14 protein-coding genes are annotated in these 17,439 nt (G+C 73.4%); 8 read left to right on the forward strand and 6 right to left on the reverse strand.

Annotated elements, in window-relative coordinates; genetic code table 11:
- Nucleotides 1-12 precede the first annotated feature (12 nt).
- From NOSIN_RS18295 to NOSIN_RS18330, 8 genes are all read left to right on the forward strand, one after another.
- The gene (locus tag NOSIN_RS18295) at nt 13-405 is read left to right on the forward strand and encodes a hypothetical protein (RefSeq protein ID WP_077691921.1); all 393 of its coding nucleotides are present in this window, start codon (nt 13-15) and stop codon (nt 403-405) included.
- A 245-nt stretch (nt 406-650) separates the two neighbouring features.
- On the forward strand, nt 651-2,756 hold the full coding sequence (locus NOSIN_RS18300) for a Wzz/FepE/Etk N-terminal domain-containing protein (RefSeq protein ID WP_077691922.1): 2,106 nt from the start codon (nt 651-653) through the stop codon (nt 2,754-2,756).
- The gene (locus tag NOSIN_RS18305) at nt 2,756-4,192 is read left to right on the forward strand and encodes a ligase (RefSeq protein WP_077691923.1); all 1,437 of its coding nucleotides are present in this window, start codon (nt 2,756-2,758) and stop codon (nt 4,190-4,192) included. Before NOSIN_RS18300 ends, NOSIN_RS18305 begins: the two co-directional genes overlap by 1 nt.
- Complete coding sequence (locus tag NOSIN_RS18310) at nt 4,189-5,412, forward strand: aminoglycoside phosphotransferase family protein (protein WP_077691924.1); 1,224 nt, start codon at nt 4,189-4,191, stop codon at nt 5,410-5,412. The genes NOSIN_RS18305 and NOSIN_RS18310 overlap by 4 nt, the downstream gene beginning before the upstream one ends.
- 28 nt (nt 5,413-5,440) lie before the next feature.
- On the forward strand, nt 5,441-6,322 hold the full coding sequence (locus NOSIN_RS18315; protein WP_077691925.1) for a sulfotransferase domain-containing protein: 882 nt from the start codon (nt 5,441-5,443) through the stop codon (nt 6,320-6,322).
- A complete protein-coding gene (locus NOSIN_RS18320; RefSeq protein WP_077691926.1) occupies nt 6,292-7,971 on the forward strand; it encodes a lipopolysaccharide biosynthesis protein in 1,680 nt (559 codons plus the stop codon). The genes NOSIN_RS18315 and NOSIN_RS18320 overlap by 31 nt, the downstream gene beginning before the upstream one ends.
- 253 nt (nt 7,972-8,224) lie before the next feature.
- Nucleotides 8,225-8,683 (forward strand): glycosyltransferase family 28 protein, encoded by a 459-nt coding sequence (locus tag NOSIN_RS18325; protein WP_077691927.1) that lies wholly within the window; start codon nt 8,225-8,227, stop codon nt 8,681-8,683.
- Nucleotides 8,680-10,242 (forward strand): glycosyltransferase, encoded by a 1,563-nt coding sequence (locus NOSIN_RS18330; RefSeq protein WP_077691928.1) that lies wholly within the window; start codon nt 8,680-8,682, stop codon nt 10,240-10,242. Before NOSIN_RS18325 ends, NOSIN_RS18330 begins: the two co-directional genes overlap by 4 nt.
- Nucleotides 10,243-10,311: 69 nt before the next feature.
- On the opposite strand, the gene NOSIN_RS18335 is transcribed toward NOSIN_RS18330, so the two are convergent.
- The 6 genes from NOSIN_RS18335 to NOSIN_RS18360 all read right to left on the reverse strand — a co-directional run bounded on the left by NOSIN_RS18335 (nt 10,312) and on the right by NOSIN_RS18360 (nt 17,359).
- Nucleotides 10,312-11,496, reverse strand: a complete 1,185-nt coding sequence (locus tag NOSIN_RS18335; protein ID WP_077691929.1) for a glycoside hydrolase family 26 protein — start codon at nt 11,494-11,496, stop codon at nt 10,312-10,314.
- A 112-nt stretch (nt 11,497-11,608) separates the two neighbouring features.
- Nucleotides 11,609-12,499: a sulfotransferase gene (locus NOSIN_RS18340; RefSeq protein WP_077693648.1), complete on the reverse strand. Its 891-nt coding sequence runs from the start codon at nt 12,497-12,499 to the stop codon at nt 11,609-11,611.
- Nucleotides 12,500-12,736: 237 nt separating this feature from the next.
- On the reverse strand, nt 12,737-14,020 hold the full coding sequence (cysN, locus tag NOSIN_RS18345; RefSeq protein ID WP_255528217.1) for a sulfate adenylyltransferase subunit CysN: 1,284 nt from the start codon (nt 14,018-14,020) through the stop codon (nt 12,737-12,739).
- Nucleotides 14,021-14,075: 55 nt separating this feature from the next.
- On the reverse strand, nt 14,076-15,008 hold the full coding sequence (gene cysD, locus NOSIN_RS18350; RefSeq protein ID WP_077691931.1) for a sulfate adenylyltransferase subunit CysD: 933 nt from the start codon (nt 15,006-15,008) through the stop codon (nt 14,076-14,078).
- Between the two features lie 50 nt (nt 15,009-15,058).
- Nucleotides 15,059-15,850: a 3'(2'),5'-bisphosphate nucleotidase CysQ gene (locus tag NOSIN_RS18355; protein ID WP_077691932.1), complete on the reverse strand. Its 792-nt coding sequence runs from the start codon at nt 15,848-15,850 to the stop codon at nt 15,059-15,061.
- A gap of 3 nt (nt 15,851-15,853) precedes the next feature.
- Entirely contained in the window at nt 15,854-17,359 is a 1,506-nt protein-coding gene (locus tag NOSIN_RS18360) for a sugar transferase (protein ID WP_077691933.1), read from the reverse strand.
- Nucleotides 17,360-17,439 lie beyond the last annotated feature (80 nt).

Below are 17,439 nucleotides of genomic sequence, written 5' to 3' on the forward strand. Positions count from 1 at the left end.
AAGGAGTGAACCTTGACCGACAACAGCCCGGAGCCGCGACCCGACGGCCAGCCGCCCAAAGTCGAACGGGGCGGCCTGTGGGGCCTGTTCTTCGGCGCGGCCGGCCTGCTGCTCCCTCCGTACGGGGTCGTGCTGTCCGTGTTCGGCGTCGTACAGGGCTTTCGCGCGCGACGGGCCGCACGGGCCAACCGGACCGACGCGCCGGGCGCGCTGCTGAGCGTGGCCGTGGGCGTGCTGGGGATCGTGATGTCGCTGGTACTGGTCGCGGTGGCCGTGGTGTACCAGGACCAGATGGCGCAGTACCGGGACTGCTCGGCCCGCGCGCACACGGTGTCCAGCCAGGAGGAGTGCGACGAGGAGTGGGAGTCCACCACCGGGCTTCCGCCCACGGTGGTCCTCGTCTGACCGGCTGAGGGCCCGGCCGGGCCCGGCCTCCGAAGGCACGCGAGGGGCGGTGGGAGTTCTCCCGCCGCCCCTTCGGCGTGTCCGCGGGCGGGGAGCGGCGGAAGCGGGCGGGGCACGGGTTCCACGGTCGTCTCCCAGGCGGGGAAACGGCCGTTTCCCCCAGGGTCGAACGTCCCCCAAGGGACTACACTTAGTATGCAATCAATTACTAAAAGTGTGACCTTCGTCTGCGCGGAGAGGACTCGATGGACACCGACACCCCCGGTCCGTCCGGACCGGAGCTCAGGGAGTACACGGCACTGCTGCGTCGCCGCCGGCGGCTGGTCGGCGCCGGTGTGGTCGGTGGTCTGCTCCTCTCCGCCGCCGCGGTGTTCGTTCTGCCTCCCACCTACACCTCCGTCACGGCGGTCCAGGTCCAGCCCAGCGGGATGGCCGAGTTCACCGGCGAGCGCTCCGGACGCCTGTCCGGGGGCGTCAACCTGGACACCGAGGCGCAGGTCCTGGTCTCGGACCAGGTGTCGTCCGTCGTGGCCGAGGAGCTGTCCGGGGAGGGGCCCGCGCCCGACACCGACGACCTGCGCGAGCACGTGGACGTGAGCGTGCCCCCCAACAGCAACGTGCTGGAGGTCGGCTACTCCGCCGGAAGCCCGGAGGACGCCCGCGCGGGGGCACAGGCCTACGCCGACGCCTACCTGGCCGTGCGCCGGGACCAGGTCGAGGACCTGATCGACAGCCGCCTGGAGGCGCTGCGCGGCGAGCGGGAGGACCGCCACGAGGCCCTGGCCGAGGCCGCCGCCGAGGAGGGCTCCTCCCCCGGCGCGGGCGCCCGGGTCGAGGCGCTGCGGCAGGAGGTCACCGAGCTGGGCAACGAGATCAGCCCGCTCAGCGCGCTGCGGGAGACCGTCCGGGCCGGGCGGGTCATCACCCCGGCCGGGCTCCCGGAGAACGCCGACGGTCCGGTACCCGCCCTGTGGCTGGCCGGCGGCGCCGCGCTGGGCCTGCTGGCCGGGCTGCTCGCGGCCGTGGTCCGCGACCGCCTGGACCCGCGCCTGCACGACGCCGAGAGCACCGCCCGGACCAGTGCGCTCCCGGTGCTGCTCGACCTGTCCGCGCGCGCGGGGCGGGGCGACCGCTCCCCCGGACTGCTGGACGACGGCTCAGTGCCGGGCCAGCGGGTCAACGAGTTCGCGCACCTGGTGCGCGCCCGCCTCCGCGCCGGTACCGCTCCCGCGGCGCCGGGGACCACCGGACCTCCCGGAGGGGCCGGGGACACCTACGAGCCGTCCGGCCCTCCGGGCGGCGTCGAGGAGGAGTCCGCTCCCGGCCGCGTCCTGCTCGTCGCCGCCACCACCCCGGGCCGCGCGGGCGCGGCGGCCGCCGTGAACCTGGCCGCGGCCCTGGCGCGCACGGGGTCGGAGACGCTGCTGGTGTGCGCGGACCCGCGCACCGACACCGTCGGCGAGCTGCTGGGGCTGCCCGAGGGGCCCGGACTGGCCGAGGCGCTGCTGGAGGGCGAGGACCCCGCCGAGCTGGAGGTGCGCCCCGGTTCGGTGCCCCGCCTGCGGGTCCTGCGGTACGGGGCGCCGGGACTGGACGCGCCGGTGCAGGGCACCGCCATGCCGGAACTCGTGCGGCTGCTGCGCGCGAACGCCGAGTACGTGGTGGTCACCGCCGCCCCGGCGGGCGAGCGCGCCGACGTGCACGCCCTGGCCGGAGCGGCCGACGCGCTGCTGCCGGTGGTCGAACTGGGCCGTACGCGCCGCGTCGGGCTGGCCGGGCTGCTCACCCTCGCCGACCGGTTCGGCGTGCCCGTACCGGGTACGGCCGTCCTTCCGCGCCAGCCCCTGGCCGGCCCCGCCCCGGTCGCCGCGCCCTCCGGCGCGGACCGGTCCGCCTCCGCGGACCCCGGTTCCGTGGGGACGGGCAGGGACGCCGAGGCCGTGGAGGCCGGAGAGGCCGGAGAGGCCGCGGGGACCGCCGGAGCCGAGAAGAGCGCTGGGAGCGAAGAGCCCTCCGGGGCCGGTGAGACCTCCGCGTCCGCAGGGGCCGAAGGAGTGTCCGTGACCGCAGGAGAGGAAGAGGCCTCCGAGCTCGCGGACGAGGAGGACACCTCCGTCACCGCGGGGGTCGAGGGGGCTTCCCTGACCGTGAGGGTGGAAGAGGCACCCGAGCTCGCGAAGGCCGAGGAGACATTCGGAACCGCAGGGGCCGAAGGGGCCTCCGGGCCGGACGAGGACACCGGCACGACCGAGGACGCGGTCAGGGGCGGCGACGGGACCGAGGACACCGGCGGAGCCGCCGGGCAGGAGGAGCCCGCGTCCGCCGACGCGGTCTCCGGAGTCCGGAACTGATGGCCCGAGGCGTGTCCGCCCGCGGTTCCCGGCCGGCCTCGGCCGGGGCCGCCGCCCCCTGGGCGGCCGAGGGTGCGACCGTCGGGGAGCCCGCGGTCGGCCGCTCCCCCGTCACCGGACGGCCCCTGGTCTGGCTGCTCGCCGGGTACCCGCTGTGGTGGGCCCTGGGCATGGGCCAGTTCGCGTACTGGCTGTTCGCGGTGCCGATGGCGGCCGAGCTGGTACGCCGCCACCGCACCGTCGGGCTCCGGGTCCCCCCGGGGTTCTGGCTGTGGGCCCTGTTCCTGCTGTGGACCGTGCTGGGCCTCCTCCTGGTTCCGCTGGAGGTACCGGGCACGGTGCCCGACAGCGGCGGGTACGGCGGCGCCCTGCTCCGGATGACCGGCTACCTGGTGCTGACCGTCCTGCTGCTCTATGTCGGCAACCTGTCCGAGCGGGAGCTCCCCGACCTCGCGGTCGTGCGTGCGCTGGCCGTGCTGTGCCTGGCCACGATCGCGGGCGGGTACCTGGGCATGCTCGCTCCCCGGTTCGAGTTCACGGCGCCGCTGGAGTACCTGCTGCCCGCCCGCCTGGCCTCCGACGCCTACGTGCAGGCCCTCGTCCACCCGGCGTCCTCGCAGATCATGGACGTCTTCGGGTACGAGACGGCCCGTCCCAAGGCGCCGTGGGAGTACACCAACATCTGGGGGTACATGCTCTCCCTGCTGCTGGTGTGGCTGGTGGTGGGCTGGGTGGTCCAGGGGTCGGGCTGGGTGCGCTGGGGCGCGCTGGCCGCCGCCGCGCTGGCCGTGGTGCCCGCCGTGTACTCGCTCAACCGGGCCATGTGGGCGGGGCTGGCGCTGTCCCTGGCCTACACCGCCGCGATGGCCCTGCGCCGGGGCCGGGTGCTCCTGGTGGGCACCTTCACGGCCGCGGTCCTGGTCGCTCTGCTGGCCCTGGCCGCGTCGCCGCTGGCCGACGTCGTGCGGGCACGGATCAACAACCCGCACAGCGACGACGGACGGGCCGCCAGCAACGCGGCGGCCGTGGAGGCCGCCGGGCTGTCACCGGTCGTGGGGTGGGGCACCACCAGGGAGAGCCTGGGCAGTTCGGACTCGATCGCGGTCGGCCCCACCGCCGAGTGCCCCGACTGCGGCCAGCACGTCATCGGCAACGCCGGACAGCTGTGGATGACCCTGGTCTCCAGCGGATGGGTGGGCACCGCCCTCGTGCTCGCCTTCTTCGCGCGGATCGTGTGGCGCTACCGGTCGGCGTCCTCGCCGGTGGGCCAGGGCGCCCTGCTGACCGTGCTGCTGCTGTTCTGGTACATGTTCTTCTACGTCGCGCTGATGTCCCCGCTGGCCGTCACCCTGGTCGCCACCGCCCTGCTGTGGCGGGGTGAGGAGCCGGCGCTCCGGCGGCGGGTCACCGCGCGCACCCGCGGGAGGCCCTGGTGAACAGCGAGACGACCTACCTGACCGACCTCGCCGCGGTGCTGTGGCCGTGCGGCGGGCTGCTCGGCCCCGGCGACCGCGGTATGCGGCACCTGGTCCGCCGCGACCGGGGCAACCAGTACCTGCCGGTGCCCAACGCGCGGAACCCGCGTGTGATCCTGCCCGCACACGACCGCGCGGCGGCCACCCGGGGCATCGCCTCCTTCGCCCAGGGGCACTCGTTCCGGGAGAGGATGCGCACGCTGCTGCTGACGGGGGCGTTCGCCACCGGGCTGGCCCCGCTGCTGCTGCGCGACCGGCTGTACGTGGGAGCGGGCCCCGGCATAGAGCACGCGCTCGCGCTGGCCCTGGACCGCGAACTGGCCATCGCCATACACGTGGGCCCGCCCAGGGCCAACCGCAAGCCTGTGCTCCTGCTGCTCACACCCGGCGGCCGGACGATCGGCTACGCCAAGGTGGCCGTCAACGACCTGACCTCGCGCCTGGTGCGCTCCGAGACGCGGGCCCTGCGCCACCTGGCCGACTCGCGCCTGCGGGACGTGACCGTCCCCCGGCTGCTGTACGAGGGCGAGTGGAACGGCCACCCGCTGCTGGTACAGGAGGCCCTGCCGGTCGGCGACCAGACCGACCGGCCCACCCGGCGCCAACTGCTGCGCTGCGTGACCCAGATCGTCGGACTGGCCCGGGTGCGGCGGCGCAGGCTGTCCGACAGCCCCTACCGGCGGACGCTGGAGGAGCGGATCCTGAGGCTGGGGGCGCGGCCCGAGGCGTCGCCGCTGCGCGCGGCGCTGCGCCGCCTGCCGGACGTGCACATCCCGTTCGGCGCCTGGCACGGCGACCTGACCAGGTGGAACATCGCCAGCACCGCGCGGCGCGCGTTCGTGTGGGACTGGGAGCGGCTCGCCATGGACGCGCCCGCGGGCTTCGACGCCCTGCACTACGACCTCAACGAGTGCGTGCAGGCAGGGGTCCACCCGGGCGTGCACCGGTGGCTGGAGAGCGGTTCCCGGCTGCTGCGCGACCCGCTGATGTCCGAGACCGGGGTGCGCTCGCACACGGTGTCCACGGTGATGGCGCTGTACCTGATCGACCTGGCCACCCGGTACCTGCACGACCGGCAGGACGAGAGCGGAGGCCACCTGGCGGCCGTGGACGACTGGCTGCTCCCGGCGCTGGACGGACTCCAGGAGAGAGCGGCACACGAGGCCCTCCACAGGGTCTGACGACCGATCCCGAGAGAAGGACCACGCGATGCCCCGGAGCACCCTTCCCGTCCTGTTCCACCGCATGGCCGTCCCGGCACGGCGGGCCCTGCTGCCCCTCGCCGACCGCCTGGGCGGGATGACCAGCGCCGCCCGGGCGCTGCCCGACTTCCTCGTGTGCGGGGCCCAGCGCTCGGGCACCACCTCGCTGTTCAGGTCGCTGTGCCTGCACCCGGCCGTCACCGGCCCCACGCTGCGCAAGGGGGTGCACTTCTTCGACACCGGGTACCGCCACGGCCTGGACTGGTACCGGGCGCACTTCCCGACGCGTGTGGCGCTGCGGGCGCGCCGGGGACGCCCCCGGGTGCGGGTGGTCGAGTCCAGCCCGTACTACCTGTTCCACCCGCTGGCCGCCGAGCGCATCGCCCGCGACCTGCCGGACGTGCGTGTGGTGGTGGTGCTGCGCGACCCGGTGGAGCGGGCCTACTCGGCACACGCGCACGAGAGCGCGCGGGGGTTCGAGACCGAGCCGTTCGCGCGGGCCGTGGAGCTGGAGCCGCGGCGGCTGGCCGGTGAGGAGGAGCGGATGGTGGCCGATCCCGAGTACCTCTCCTACTCCCACCAGCACCACGGATACCTGGCACGCGGCCACTACGTGGACCAGTTGGTCCGGTTGGAGAAGCACCTGGGACGGGACCGCGTGCACGTGGTGGACCACGCCGACCTGTTCGACGGCACGGCGCGGGCGCTGGCCGGGATCGAGCGGTTCCTGGGCCTGCCGCCCGGGCCCGGGATCGTTCCGGGGCGGCACAACGCGCGCGCCCGGTCGGGGATGCCGGAGGGGCTGCGCGCGGAACTGGCGGCCGGGTTCGCCGACAGCGACGCGCGGCTGGCGGCCTGGTGGGGGCGTACACCCTCGTGGTGTGCGTGACCGTCGCGGTGGAGGGGGAGGGCCCGGGGCTGCGCCGCGTGCTGCGCGGCGGGGTGGTCAACATGGCGGGGGCCGTGGTCGGCGCGGGTCTGAACCTCGCGCTGGTCGTGGCGATCACCCGGGCCTTCTCCCAGGAGACGGCGGGGCTGCTGTTCTCCGCGACGTCGGTGTTCCTGATCGCGGCGGCGGTGGCGAACCTGGGCGTGTCGGACGGGCTGGTGTACTTCGTCGCCCGGATGCGCGTGTTCGGAAGGCCGGGGGGTGTGCCCCGGCTGCTGCGGCTGGCCACGGGCCCGGCGGTGACGGTGGCGTGCGCCCTGGCCGTGCTGTTGCTGGTGTTCGCCGATCCGCTGGCGGAGGCGCTGGGCGACGGGGAGGTGCTGGACGGCGGGGAGGCGGACGTCTACCTGCGGCTGCTCGCGGTGTTCCTGCCGTTCGCGGTGCTGACCGAGACGGCCCTGGCGGCGACACGGGCCCACCACGACATGGCCGGGACCGTGCTGGTGGACAAGGTGGGTCGGCCCCTGGCGCAGTTGGCGCTGGTGGGGGCGATCGCGGTCACCGGGTCGGCGGGGCTGCTGGCGCTGGCGTGGGCGGGGCCGTACCTGCCCGCGGCGGTGCTGGCGTGGTTCTGGCTGGGCGGGATCCTGCGCCGGGCCGCCTCCGGGGAGGACGGCCGGGAGGCGGCGGGCGGGGCCGCTCCGGAACCGGTGGGAGCCTCGGGGAAAGCCGCGGAGGGGGCCGCGCGATCTGCCGGAGCCGGGACCGACGGAACCGGCGAAGCCGGCGGCACGGGCGGAGCCGGTGGGACGCCGTCGGCCACCGGGTCCGAGGAGCGTGTCGACCGGTGGACGTTCTGGTCGTTCGCGCTGCCCCGCGCGGTGGCCGGGGCCGCGCAACTGGGGGTGCAGCGCGGCGGCGTGGTGATCGTGGCGCTGCTGGGCGGACTGACCGGCGCGGCGGTGTTCACGGCGGCCACGCGGATCATGGTGGTCGGCCAGTTCGGCACGCAGGCGGTGCTGTACGCGGCCCAGCCCCGGTTCGCCGAGCAGTTGGCGACGGACGACCACGCAGGGGTCCGGGGCCTGTACCAGGCGGGGGCGGCATGGCTGGTGTGTCTGACGTGGCCGCTGTACCTGTCGGCGCTGGTGTTCGCTCCCGAGGTGATGCTGCTGTTCGGACCGGACTACGCGGCGGGTGCGGCGGCACTGGCCGTGGTGTGCGCCGGGCAACTGCTGGCCGCGGCGCTGGGGATGAGCGACCTGATCCTGTCGATGACCGGGCGGACCGGGCTGAACCTGCTGAACAACGTGCTGTCGCTGGCGGCGAACGTACTGGTGTGCGTGCTGTTGGTGCCCGCGGCCGGAGCGACGGGGGCGGCCGTGGCACTGGTGGCCGCGATGCTGGTGCGCAAACTGCTGCCGTTGTGGCAGCTACGGACCCGGGTGGTGCTGCACCCGTTCAGCCGGCCGGTGGCGGTCGCGGCGGCCAACGCGCTGGTGTGGTTCGGCGCGCTGCCGCTGTCGGCGGAGGCGGTGCTGGGCGGCGGGCCCACGACCCTGGCGGTGGCGGTGGCGGCGGGCTCCGCGGGACACCTGGCGGCGGTGTGGTCGCTGCGCGGCCCGCTGGGCCTGAGCCTGCGCCGCTGAGGAAGCCCGCCGCCGGGCGTCCGCCGCTGAGGAAGGCCCACTGCCGGGAGTCCGCCGCCGAACCCGCACGGGTGCGTGGCCGCTCGCCCGGCCGGGGTCTACGGGTGCGCCTGGCCGGGGCCCGCCGGAGGCCCCGCCTCCTGGGGCGGTGGGCGCCTTTCGCCCCCGCGGACGACCGGGGCACCGCGCAACACGGCATACGGCGACCCACGTGATCACCTTTGATTACCGTGTGTTATGGAATGATGGCCTTATGCCTCCACAACCGGTTCTTCTTGTGGCCTCCAGCGGGGGACACCTCGCCCAGCTGTGCTCCCTGCGCCCCTGGTGGCGGGGCCGGGAACGCCTGTGGGTGACCTTCCGGACCCCCGACGCCGAAGCCGCCCTCGACGGAGAACAGGTCCGATGGGCCTTCCACCCCACCACCCGCCACGTCGGCAACCTGCTGCGCAACACCCGTCTGGCCGCCCGTGTCCTGCGTGAACGGCGCCCCTCCGCGGTCGTCACCACTGGTGCGGGGGTGGCCCTGCCGTTCTTCGTCCTGGCCTGGCTGCTGCGGATCCCGACCGTCTACATCGAGGTCTACGACCGCATCGACACCCCCACCCTCACCGCCCGTCTGTGCCGTCCCTTCACCCGTCTGTTCCTCGCCCAGTGGGAGGAGCAGAGAGCCTTCATGCCGACCGCCATCACGGTAGGACCGCTTCTGTGACAGAACAGACCACCCGTCCCGTCCCGCGTTCCCACGACAGCGACCACCCCGACGTGGTGGTCAGCCTCGGCACCGACCACCACGCCTTCGACCGGCTGGTCCGCTGGGTCGACGACTGCGCGCGCCGCCGCCGCGACCTGCGCTTCCTGGTCCAGCACGGGCACAGCGCCGCACCCGCGGTGGCCGAGGGCACCCCGTTCCTGACCGGCGAGGACCTCGGGGAGCACATGCGCCGGGCCCGGGTGGTCATCACCCACGGCGGGCCGGGCACCATCGTCCAGGCCCGCGGGGCCGGTCGCCTGCCCATCGTCGTCCCGCGCGATCCCGAACTGGACGAGCACGTCGACGACCACCAGCTCCGGTTCGTCCGGCGTCTGGAGGAGGCGGACCGGGTGCGTTCCTGCGTCAGCCCCCAGCAGCTGTCCGAGCTCATCGACAAGGCGCTCGCCTCACCCGACGGCTTCCGGGTGCGTCCCTCCGAGGACGACGGCGCCGAGCGGGCCGCGCTGCGCGCCGGGGAGCTCATCGACCTGCTCACGAGTGCGGGGGGCGCCGCCGAGACCGCCTCCACCGAGACCGCCGCCTCCACCAAGGTCGCCACCCCGGACGAGGCCACCGCCACCGCCACCGCCGGGGACCGCACCGTCGACACCTGGCCCGAGGTGACCGTGGTGGTGCCCACCCGGGACCGGCCCGAGCTGCTGCGCCGCACCCTGCGCGCGGTCGCCGGGCAGGACTACCCGGGCCGCATCACCACGATCGTGGTCTTCGACAACGACCAGCCCGACCCATCGCTGGCCCGCGCCGGGGGCGACCGGCCCGTGCGTGTGGTCACCAACACCCTCACCCCCGGCCTGGCCGGGGCACGCAACACCGGGGTGCTCGCCGCCGACACCGACCTCGTCGCCTTCTGCGACGACGACGACACCTGGCTGCCCGGCAAGCTCATCGCCCAGGTCGCGGTCATGCTCGACGAACCCGGTACCGAGATGGTGTGCTGCGGCATCCGGGTGGTCTACGACAGGACCGAGGCGGTCCGCACCCTGGACCGCACCAGCGTCACCTTCGGCGACCTCCTGGGGTCGAGGCTGACCGAGCTGCACCCGTCCACGTTCCTCATCCGGCGCCGGGCCATGATCGGCGGCTGCGGAACGGTCAGCGAGGAGATCCCCGGCAGCTACGCCGAGGACTACGAGCTGCTGCTGCGCCTGGCCCGGCGCGGCCCCATCCGCAACGTCCCCGAACCGGGTGTGCGGGTGCTGTGGCACCACCGCTCGCACTTCTCGGGCCGCTGGCGGACCATCTCCACCGCCCTGCGCTGGCTGCTGGACCGCTACCCCGAGTTCGCGCTGGTGCCGCGCGGCTACGCCCGGGTGGCCGGACAGATCGCCTTCGCCGAGGCCTCGGCCGGGCGCCGCCGCACGGCTCTGCGGTGGATCGGCGCCACCGTCCGGAACCGGCCCGCCGAGGGACGCGCCTACCTGGCCCTGATGGTGGTGTGCGGGGTACCCGCCGGGTGGATCATCCGTGTACTCCACCTGCGCGGCAGGGGCGTGTGAGGAGACCCGCCCCGGACCGGTCCTGCTCCCGGTGGCCGGGAGCAGGACCGCCGGCGGGGGCAACGTCCGTCAGCCCCGCCGCTCGGCGTACTCGACCAGGCGGCGCACCCACTCGGGCAGCTTCACGTACGGGTCGTGCCCGGCCTCCTCGAAGCCCTTCCGGGCGTGCCGGTTCGCCCCGATCCGGAAGTCGCAGCCGGGGGAGACCCGGTTGTCCCACACCTTGACCGCGCGCACCCGCTCGTAGCGGCGCAGCACGTCGGGGATCTCGGAGTACCACTCCCGCGTCTCCCGCGCACCGATGTGGGTGGTGCCCATCTCGCCGATCATCACCGGCTTGTCCGGGTCGATACCGTGCTCGGGCCCCTCGGTCTGGATCCACTCGTAGGCCGGGCGCAGCGCCTCCTCGAAGGAGTACACCTCGGTCCAGTGCGGGTGGATGTCGCAGCCGGTCATGTTGTACGCCTCCCAGCTCAGCCAGTCGACGTAGTCGTTGCCCGGCCACAGCTTCGGCAGGCGCTCGAAGTTGCCCTTCCACCCGGTCACGTTCCACACCCAGATGGCGTTGTCGGCGCCCTCCTCGCGGTACAGGTCCACGATGTGCCGCCAGGCCTGCACGAACTCCTCGGGCGTGCCGCGCCTGTTGTAGCGCTTGTTCGCGTCGGCCTCGTGGTCGAAGGTGACGAAGTAGGGCACCCCCAGCTCCGCGATGGTGCCGGCCTGCGACCGCAGCGACCGGTCGAACTCACCGTCGATGATGGACCGGTAGGAGACGGGCGGGTGTCCGGAGCGCGTGAACCGGCGGGCCTCGATGTTGGTGTGCACGAACCGCTCCTCGGCGATCAGCTTCTTCTCCCGCTCGCCGGGAATGTGGGCCTGGTCGATGCCGTGCCAGGTGTAGACGATGTCCATGCGCCGGTCGACCGCCTCCTCCAGCGGCTCGACCCGCCTCTGGTAGGGGCTGGCGCCCCACCAGACCCCGCAGGAGGGTTCGAGGATCTCCGAGACCGTGCAGTCCTCGTCGGATCCGTGTCCGTCCGCGGGCCCGTATCCGTCCGGGAGGGGCCCGGAGTCGGAGCCGTACCCGTCCGGGAGGGGCCCGGAGTCGGGGCCGTATCCATCGGAGTCGGAGCCGTTCGGCGGGTCCTGCCGTGGGGAGAGGGGGGCCGCGGGGGCGTCCCCCACTCCCGCCAGTGTCAGGGCGAGGACCATCGCCCCCGTCGTCGCCACCGCCCGTACCGGTCCCTTGCCCACGGCGCACTCCCCCTAGCTCTTCAGAATATCACCCAACGTATTCACATGGACACCATAGGTCATATTTGGGGCGGGCAACAGCTCCGAGCCGGCATAACGGACACCAGCGGCGTCAGTATCCGTAACGCCCACGGAGCGGCGTCGTCGCGGCGGCCACCAGGTGCCGCCGCCAGGAGGGCATCGCCTCGCGCCAGCCGTGGTCGGCGCGCACCCCGATCCGACCGGTGGTGAACCGCATCGGGTTGCCCGACACCGCGTGCCCCTCCGACAGCTCCACCCGGCCCTCCGCCATGTCCGGAGGGTCGCCGGTGTAGCCCGCGAACTCCGAGATCCGGGCGAACTCCCCGCCCGGGTCGGCGACGAAGTCCTCGTAGCGCACCCGCAGGGTCGGGGTGCCGCGCCGGGCCAGCGCGTCGAGGCACGCGTTCTGGGCCATCCACTGCGCCGCCGCCCGCCCCGCCGAGTAGCGGGCCATCTCCGGCTCGCCGCTGCCCGGGGAGGCGTCGGGACGGGCCACCCGTTTGGCCCAGGCGTGGGCCACCGCCCTCGGGTCGCGCACCACGTGCAGCAGGCGCATCCGGGCGCCGTAGCGCCGGCGCAGGCAGGCGGCCAGGGAGGCGTGCTTGCTGGCGTCGACGACCACGCGGGCGCCGCTGACCAGGGACACCGCCGAGTACAGCCGGTGGTAGAGCTCGGTGTAGCGCTCGCAGCGGGAGGCGAGCGGACCCTCGTACGCGCCGTTGAGCAGCAGCGGCAGGAAGCGGGTGCGGTCGACGCCGCCCTTGAGCCGCGCCACCCGCCCGGCGTCCAGGCGGCTCCAGCCGCCGAAGGCCTCCTTGCCCACGTCGGTCCAGAACCCGCACTCGGAGAACGGCCGGCCGCAGCCGCACCGCTCGTCCTCCACGAGTCCGCGCCGCCACAGGTGCACGGTCTCGCCGACCGAGGAGAACCCGGGCAGTTCGCCGAGGAGGCGCTCGATGAGGGTCGAGCCGGAACGGCCCATCCCACCGACGAACACCAGTCGATAACCGTCGTCCACACGGCCAGGCTATTACCTGTGGCGACGACGCGGGCACGGAGGGTGCCGACCGGGTGTTTCGACCCGCTCCGGCGAGGCACTCCCCGGCCGGGAACGCCGCGCCCCGGCCCGCCCTCCCCCGGCACGCGGCGGACAGCACGAGGGGGCCGCCCGCGGGCGGCCCCCAAGGCCCCGTGTCCCGCCGCGGCCGGGCGGGCGGGATCAGTCGGTCCTGACGACCATCCCCGCGCCGACCGTGGCGTTGGTGGCCTCGTCGATGAGGATGAAGCCGCCCGTCTGGCGGTTCTTGTTGTACTCGTCCACGAACAGGGGCTGGGTGGAGCGCAGCCGCACCCGGCCGATCTCGTTCAGCGCCAGGTGCTCGGCCTGCTCGTCACGGTGCAGCGTGTTGACGTCCAGCCGGTACCTCAGGTCCTTGACCACGACCTTGGCACTGCGGGTCGTGTGCTTGAGGAGGAGCTTGGAGCGCGGCGTGAGCTTGCGCGCGTCCGTCATCCAGCACACCATCGCCTCCAGGTCCTGCGTGACCTCCGGGGCGTTGTTGGGACGGCAGATCATGTCGCCCCGCGAGATGTCGATGTCGTCCTCCAGCAGGAGGGTGACCGACATCGGCGAGTAGGCCTCGGCCACGTCGCCGTCCGCGGTGACGATCCTGGAGATCCGCGTGTTCAGCCCCGAGGGCAGGTGGGTGACCTCGTCGCCCGGCTTGAGCACGCCGCCCGCGAGCTGGCCCGCGTAGCCCCGGTAGTCGTGCAGCTCGGGGTCGGCCGACTTGTGCGGCCGGATCACGTACTGCACGGGGAAGCGCGCGTCGATCAGGTTGCGGTCGGAGGCGATGTGCACGTTCTCCAGGTGGTGGAGCAGGGAGGGCCCGGTGTACCAGGGCGTGTTCTCCGAGCGGCTCACCACGTTGTCGCCGTGCAGGGCCGAGATCGGCACGAACGTCAGGTCGCGCGTGTCCAGCTTGGAGGCGAAGTCGGTGAACTCGGCCCTGATCTCGTCGAAGCGCTCCTGGGAGTAGTCCACCAGGTCCATCTTGTTGACCGCCAGCACCAGGTGCGGCACCTGGAGCAGGGTGGCGAGGAAGGCGTGGCGGCGGCTCTGCTCCTGGAGGCCCTTGCGCGCGTCCACCAGGATGATCGCGAGGTCGGCGGTGGAGGCGCCGGTGACCATGTTCCGGGTGTACTGGATGTGCCCGGGGGTGTCCGCGATGATGAAGGTGCGGTTGGGGGTGGCGAAGTAGCGGTACGCCACGTCGATGGTGATGCCCTGCTCGCGCTCGGCGCGCAGGCCGTCGGTGAGCAGCGCCAGGTTGGTCTGCTCCTCGCCGCGCGCGACACTGGTGCGCTCCACCGCGTCGAGCTGGTCCTCGAAGATGGACTTGGAGTCGAACAGCAGTCGGCCGATCAGGGTGCTCTTGCCGTCGTCGACGGAGCCCGCCGTCGCGAACCGCAGGATGTCGTTCTTCATGCTTGCCTGGTCCAATGTGGAGTGGGTGGTCTGCGAGGGGCGGATGCGGCCGACGGGGCACAGACCGGCGCTAGAAGTAGCCCTCGCGCTTGCGGTCCTCCATCGCGGCCTCGCTCGCGCGGTCGTCGGCCCGCGTCTGTCCGCGCTCGGTCACCCGTGTCGCGGCGATCTCGGTCATGATGTCGTCGATCTCCGCCGCCGTGGACTTGACCGCTCCGGTGCAGGTCAGGTCGCCGACCGTGCGGTAGCGGACGGTCTCGGTGAACGGGACCTCGGTCTCGTCGCGGTTGATGAGGGGCGAGTTCGCGAGCAGGATGCCGTCGCGCTCGAAGACCTCGCGCTCGTGGGCGAAGTAGATGGAGGGCAGCTCCAGCCGCTCCCGCCGGATGTAGTCCCACACGTCCAGCTCGGTCCAGTTGGAGATCGGGAAGACCCGGATGTGCTCGCCCCGGTCGATGCGGGTGTTGAACACGCTCCACAGCTCGGGGCGCTGGTTCTTGGGGTCCCACTGGCCGAACTCGTCGCGGAAGGAGAAGACCCGCTCCTTGGCGCGCGCCTTCTCCTCGTCGCGGCGGGCACCGCCGAAGGCCGCGTCGAACCCGTGCTCCTCGATGGCCTCCAGCAGGGCGCCCGTCTGGATGCGGTTGCGGCTGGCCCAGCGGCCGGTCGGCTCGGTGACCTTGCCCGCGTCGATCTGCTCCTGCACCGAGGCGACGACCAGGCGGACTCCGGCCTCGGCGACCCGGCGGTCGCGGAACTCGATGACCTCGGGGAAGTTGTGGCCGGTGTCCACGTGCATGACCGGGAAGGGGATGGCACCGGGCCAGAAGGCCTTCTCCGCGAGGCGGAGCATGACAAGGGAGTCCTTGCCGCCCGAGAAGAGCAGTACCGGCCGCTCGAACTCCGCGGCCACCTCGCGCATGATGAAGATCGCTTCGGCCTCCAGAACGTCCAGCTGGGAGAGCTGGTAGCGCCCGGGTGCCTGCTGACTCGCCTGACCCATGAACCCGCCTTCGTAAGTATCGACAGGGCCGACGGCGGGGGGTGGTTCGCTCAGCCCCCCGCGTGCGGACCCGCGCTGTCCAGGTCCGCGCCGTCGCGGATGCTTGCCAACAACATACCCGACAATTCCGGTCGACATACAAGGACATCGGGCAGCAGCGGGTCGGCCATGTTGTAGCGCAGCGGGGAGCCGTCGATCCGGGAGGCGTGCAGACCCGCGGCCTGGGCGACGGCCACCGGTGCGGCGCTGTCCCACTCGTACTGGCCGCCGGCGTGCACGTAGATGTCGGCGATCCCGAGCAGCACCGCGCAGATCTTGGCGCCCGCCGAACCCATGGGGATCACCTCGGCGCCGAGCTGGGTGGCCATCCGCTGCGTGAACGCGGGCGGCCGGGTCCGGCTGGCGGTGATGCGCAGCCGCTGGTTCGAGGGCCGCTCCTCGGGCAGCCACGGCGGATCGACCGTGGAGACCGTGCTGCCCTGCGCGGGCAGCGCCACCGCGCCCGCGACCAGGTCGCCGTTCTCCCACAGGGCCACGTGCACCGCCCAGTCCGTACGCCCGGCCTCGGCGAACTCGCGGGTGCCGTCGAGCGGATCGATGATCCACACCCGGCGCGCCCTCAGCCGCGCGGGGTCGTCGGCGCCCTCCTCCGAGAGCACGGCGTCGCTGGGCCGCAGCCGCCCGATCGCGGAGAACAGGAACTCGTGGGAGGTGCGGTCGCCCAGGGTACGCAGTACGTCGGGCTCGTCGAAGCCGTGCCGGGCGCGCAGGCGCAGCAGTAGCTGCCCCGCCTCGCTCGCCAGGTCGCGGGCCACCTCATGATCGTTTCGGATGCTCTTCACCGGCTAGTATGCTCCCGCCCCACGGATCACCGCTGACCACGTCTTCCACAGGATCTGGATGTCCAACGTCAGCGACCAGTTTTCCACGTACCGCAGATCGAGGCGGACCGATTCCTCCCAAGAGAGATCGGAACGGCCGCTGACCTGCCACAGGCCCGTCATCCCCGGCTTGACCACCAGCCTGCGGCGGACGTCGTCCCCGTACTGGGCGACCTCCTCCGGCAGCGGCGGCCTGGGGCCGACGAGCGACATCTCCCCCCGTACCACGTTGACGAGCTGGGGGAGCTCGTCTAGCGAGTACCGGCGCAGCCATACACCCACGGGCGTCACCCTGGGATCGCGACGCATCTTGAAGAGCACACCGTCGTGCTCGTTGCGGGGCCGGAGCACCGTCTTCAGCGCCTCGGCCCCAGCCACCATCGTACGGAACTTGTAGACGGTGAACTCGCGGCCACCCCTGCCCACGCGCGTCTGGGTGAAGAGGACCGGTCCGCCGCCCTCGGCGCGGACGAGGACGGACAGCACCAGGAACAGCGGGGACAGCAGGGCCAGCGCGAGGGCCGCGGCGCAGCGGTCGAAGGCGCCCTTGAGGACGCGGCGGGCCCCCACCAGCTCCGGGTGCTCCACGTGCAGCAGGGGCAGCCCGGCGACCGGGCGGATGGAGGTGCGCGGCCCCGCCACGTCCATGAGCGCGGAGGCGACGATGAGGTCGGTGTCGGTCTTCTCCAGCCGCCACGCCAGGCGGCGCAGTTCCGCCCCGTCCATCTCCGGGCAGGCCAGGACCGCGACCGTGTCGGCGCCGACGAGGGCGGCGGCGTCCGCGGCGTCGGTGAAGGTGCCCAGGACCGGGCAGTCCTCCACCTCATCGGCGCCGGGAGCGGCCTCGTCCCCGGGCAGGCACACGCCCACGACGCGCATGCCGTGGTAGACCTCCCCGCGGAACCGGCGGATGAGGTCGCGGGCGGCCACCCGGTAGCCCACGACCACGACGCCGCTCATGCACCGGCCGGAGCGGCGGCTCCGGTGGAGGGCCTTGCGGCGCGCGTACCGCAGGCCGAGGCTGATCAGGAGGATGAGCGGCAGCGCGACGAGCGCGTAGCCGCGCGCCAGGTCGAACCCGACGGCGTAGGCGCCGACGGCGACCGCCGCGCCCAGCATGAGCCCGGAGGTGGCGACGCGGCGGTACTCCTCGGTGCCCACACCGAGGAAGCGGCGGGCGTAGCCGCCGCCCAGGCAGACGGACAGGACCCACAGCGGGGGCAGCAGGAGGGAGAGCAGGAGGTAGGGAAGGGTGGTGGCCGCGCCGAGGACGGCGTGGAAGCGCACGGCCGTGCCGCTGAGGGTCGCCGCGAGCGCGGCGGCCAGGTCGAGGCAGACCAGGCTCACCACGTAGGGGCGGACCCAGGCGCCGGAACGGGCGCCCGGGCCGCCGAGCCCGGCTCCGCCGGTCGCGCCGGAGGGGACGGGGCCGGCGGTGGTCCGCGCCGACTGTTCGCGGGCGGTCTTCATCCGGCTGGTTGTGACCACATATCCCCCCAGGACCACGGCTCTGGAAGCCTCACTTCGAGTCACCGCCCCGGCACAGGGAA

Source organism: Nocardiopsis sinuspersici, from assembly GCF_001998325.1.
In the GTDB taxonomy this organism is placed as follows: Bacteria; Actinomycetota; Actinomycetes; order Streptosporangiales; family Streptosporangiaceae; genus Nocardiopsis; species Nocardiopsis sinuspersici.

What these genes read in the sequence shown, in the direction of transcription:
- NOSIN_RS18315 (WP_077691925.1), top strand. Translation starts at nt 5,441, where the DNA reads ATGCCCCGGAGCACCCTTCCCGTCCTGTTCCACCGCATGGCCGTCCCG.
- NOSIN_RS18300 (WP_077691922.1), top strand. Translation starts at nt 651, where the DNA reads ATGGACACCGACACCCCCGGTCCGTCCGGACCGGAGCTCAGGGAGTAC.
- NOSIN_RS18325 (WP_077691927.1), top strand. Translation starts at nt 8,225, where the DNA reads ATGCCTCCACAACCGGTTCTTCTTGTGGCCTCCAGCGGGGGACACCTC.
- cysD (WP_077691931.1), bottom strand. Translation starts at nt 15,008, where the DNA reads ATGGGTCAGGCGAGTCAGCAGGCACCCGGGCGCTACCAGCTCTCCCAG.
- NOSIN_RS18340 (WP_077693648.1), bottom strand. Translation starts at nt 12,499, where the DNA reads ATGGGCCGTTCCGGCTCGACCCTCATCGAGCGCCTCCTCGGCGAACTG.
- NOSIN_RS18305 (WP_077691923.1), top strand. Translation starts at nt 2,756, where the DNA reads ATGGCCCGAGGCGTGTCCGCCCGCGGTTCCCGGCCGGCCTCGGCCGGG.
- NOSIN_RS18360 (WP_077691933.1), bottom strand. Translation starts at nt 17,359, where the DNA reads ATGAAGACCGCCCGCGAACAGTCGGCGCGGACCACCGCCGGCCCCGTC.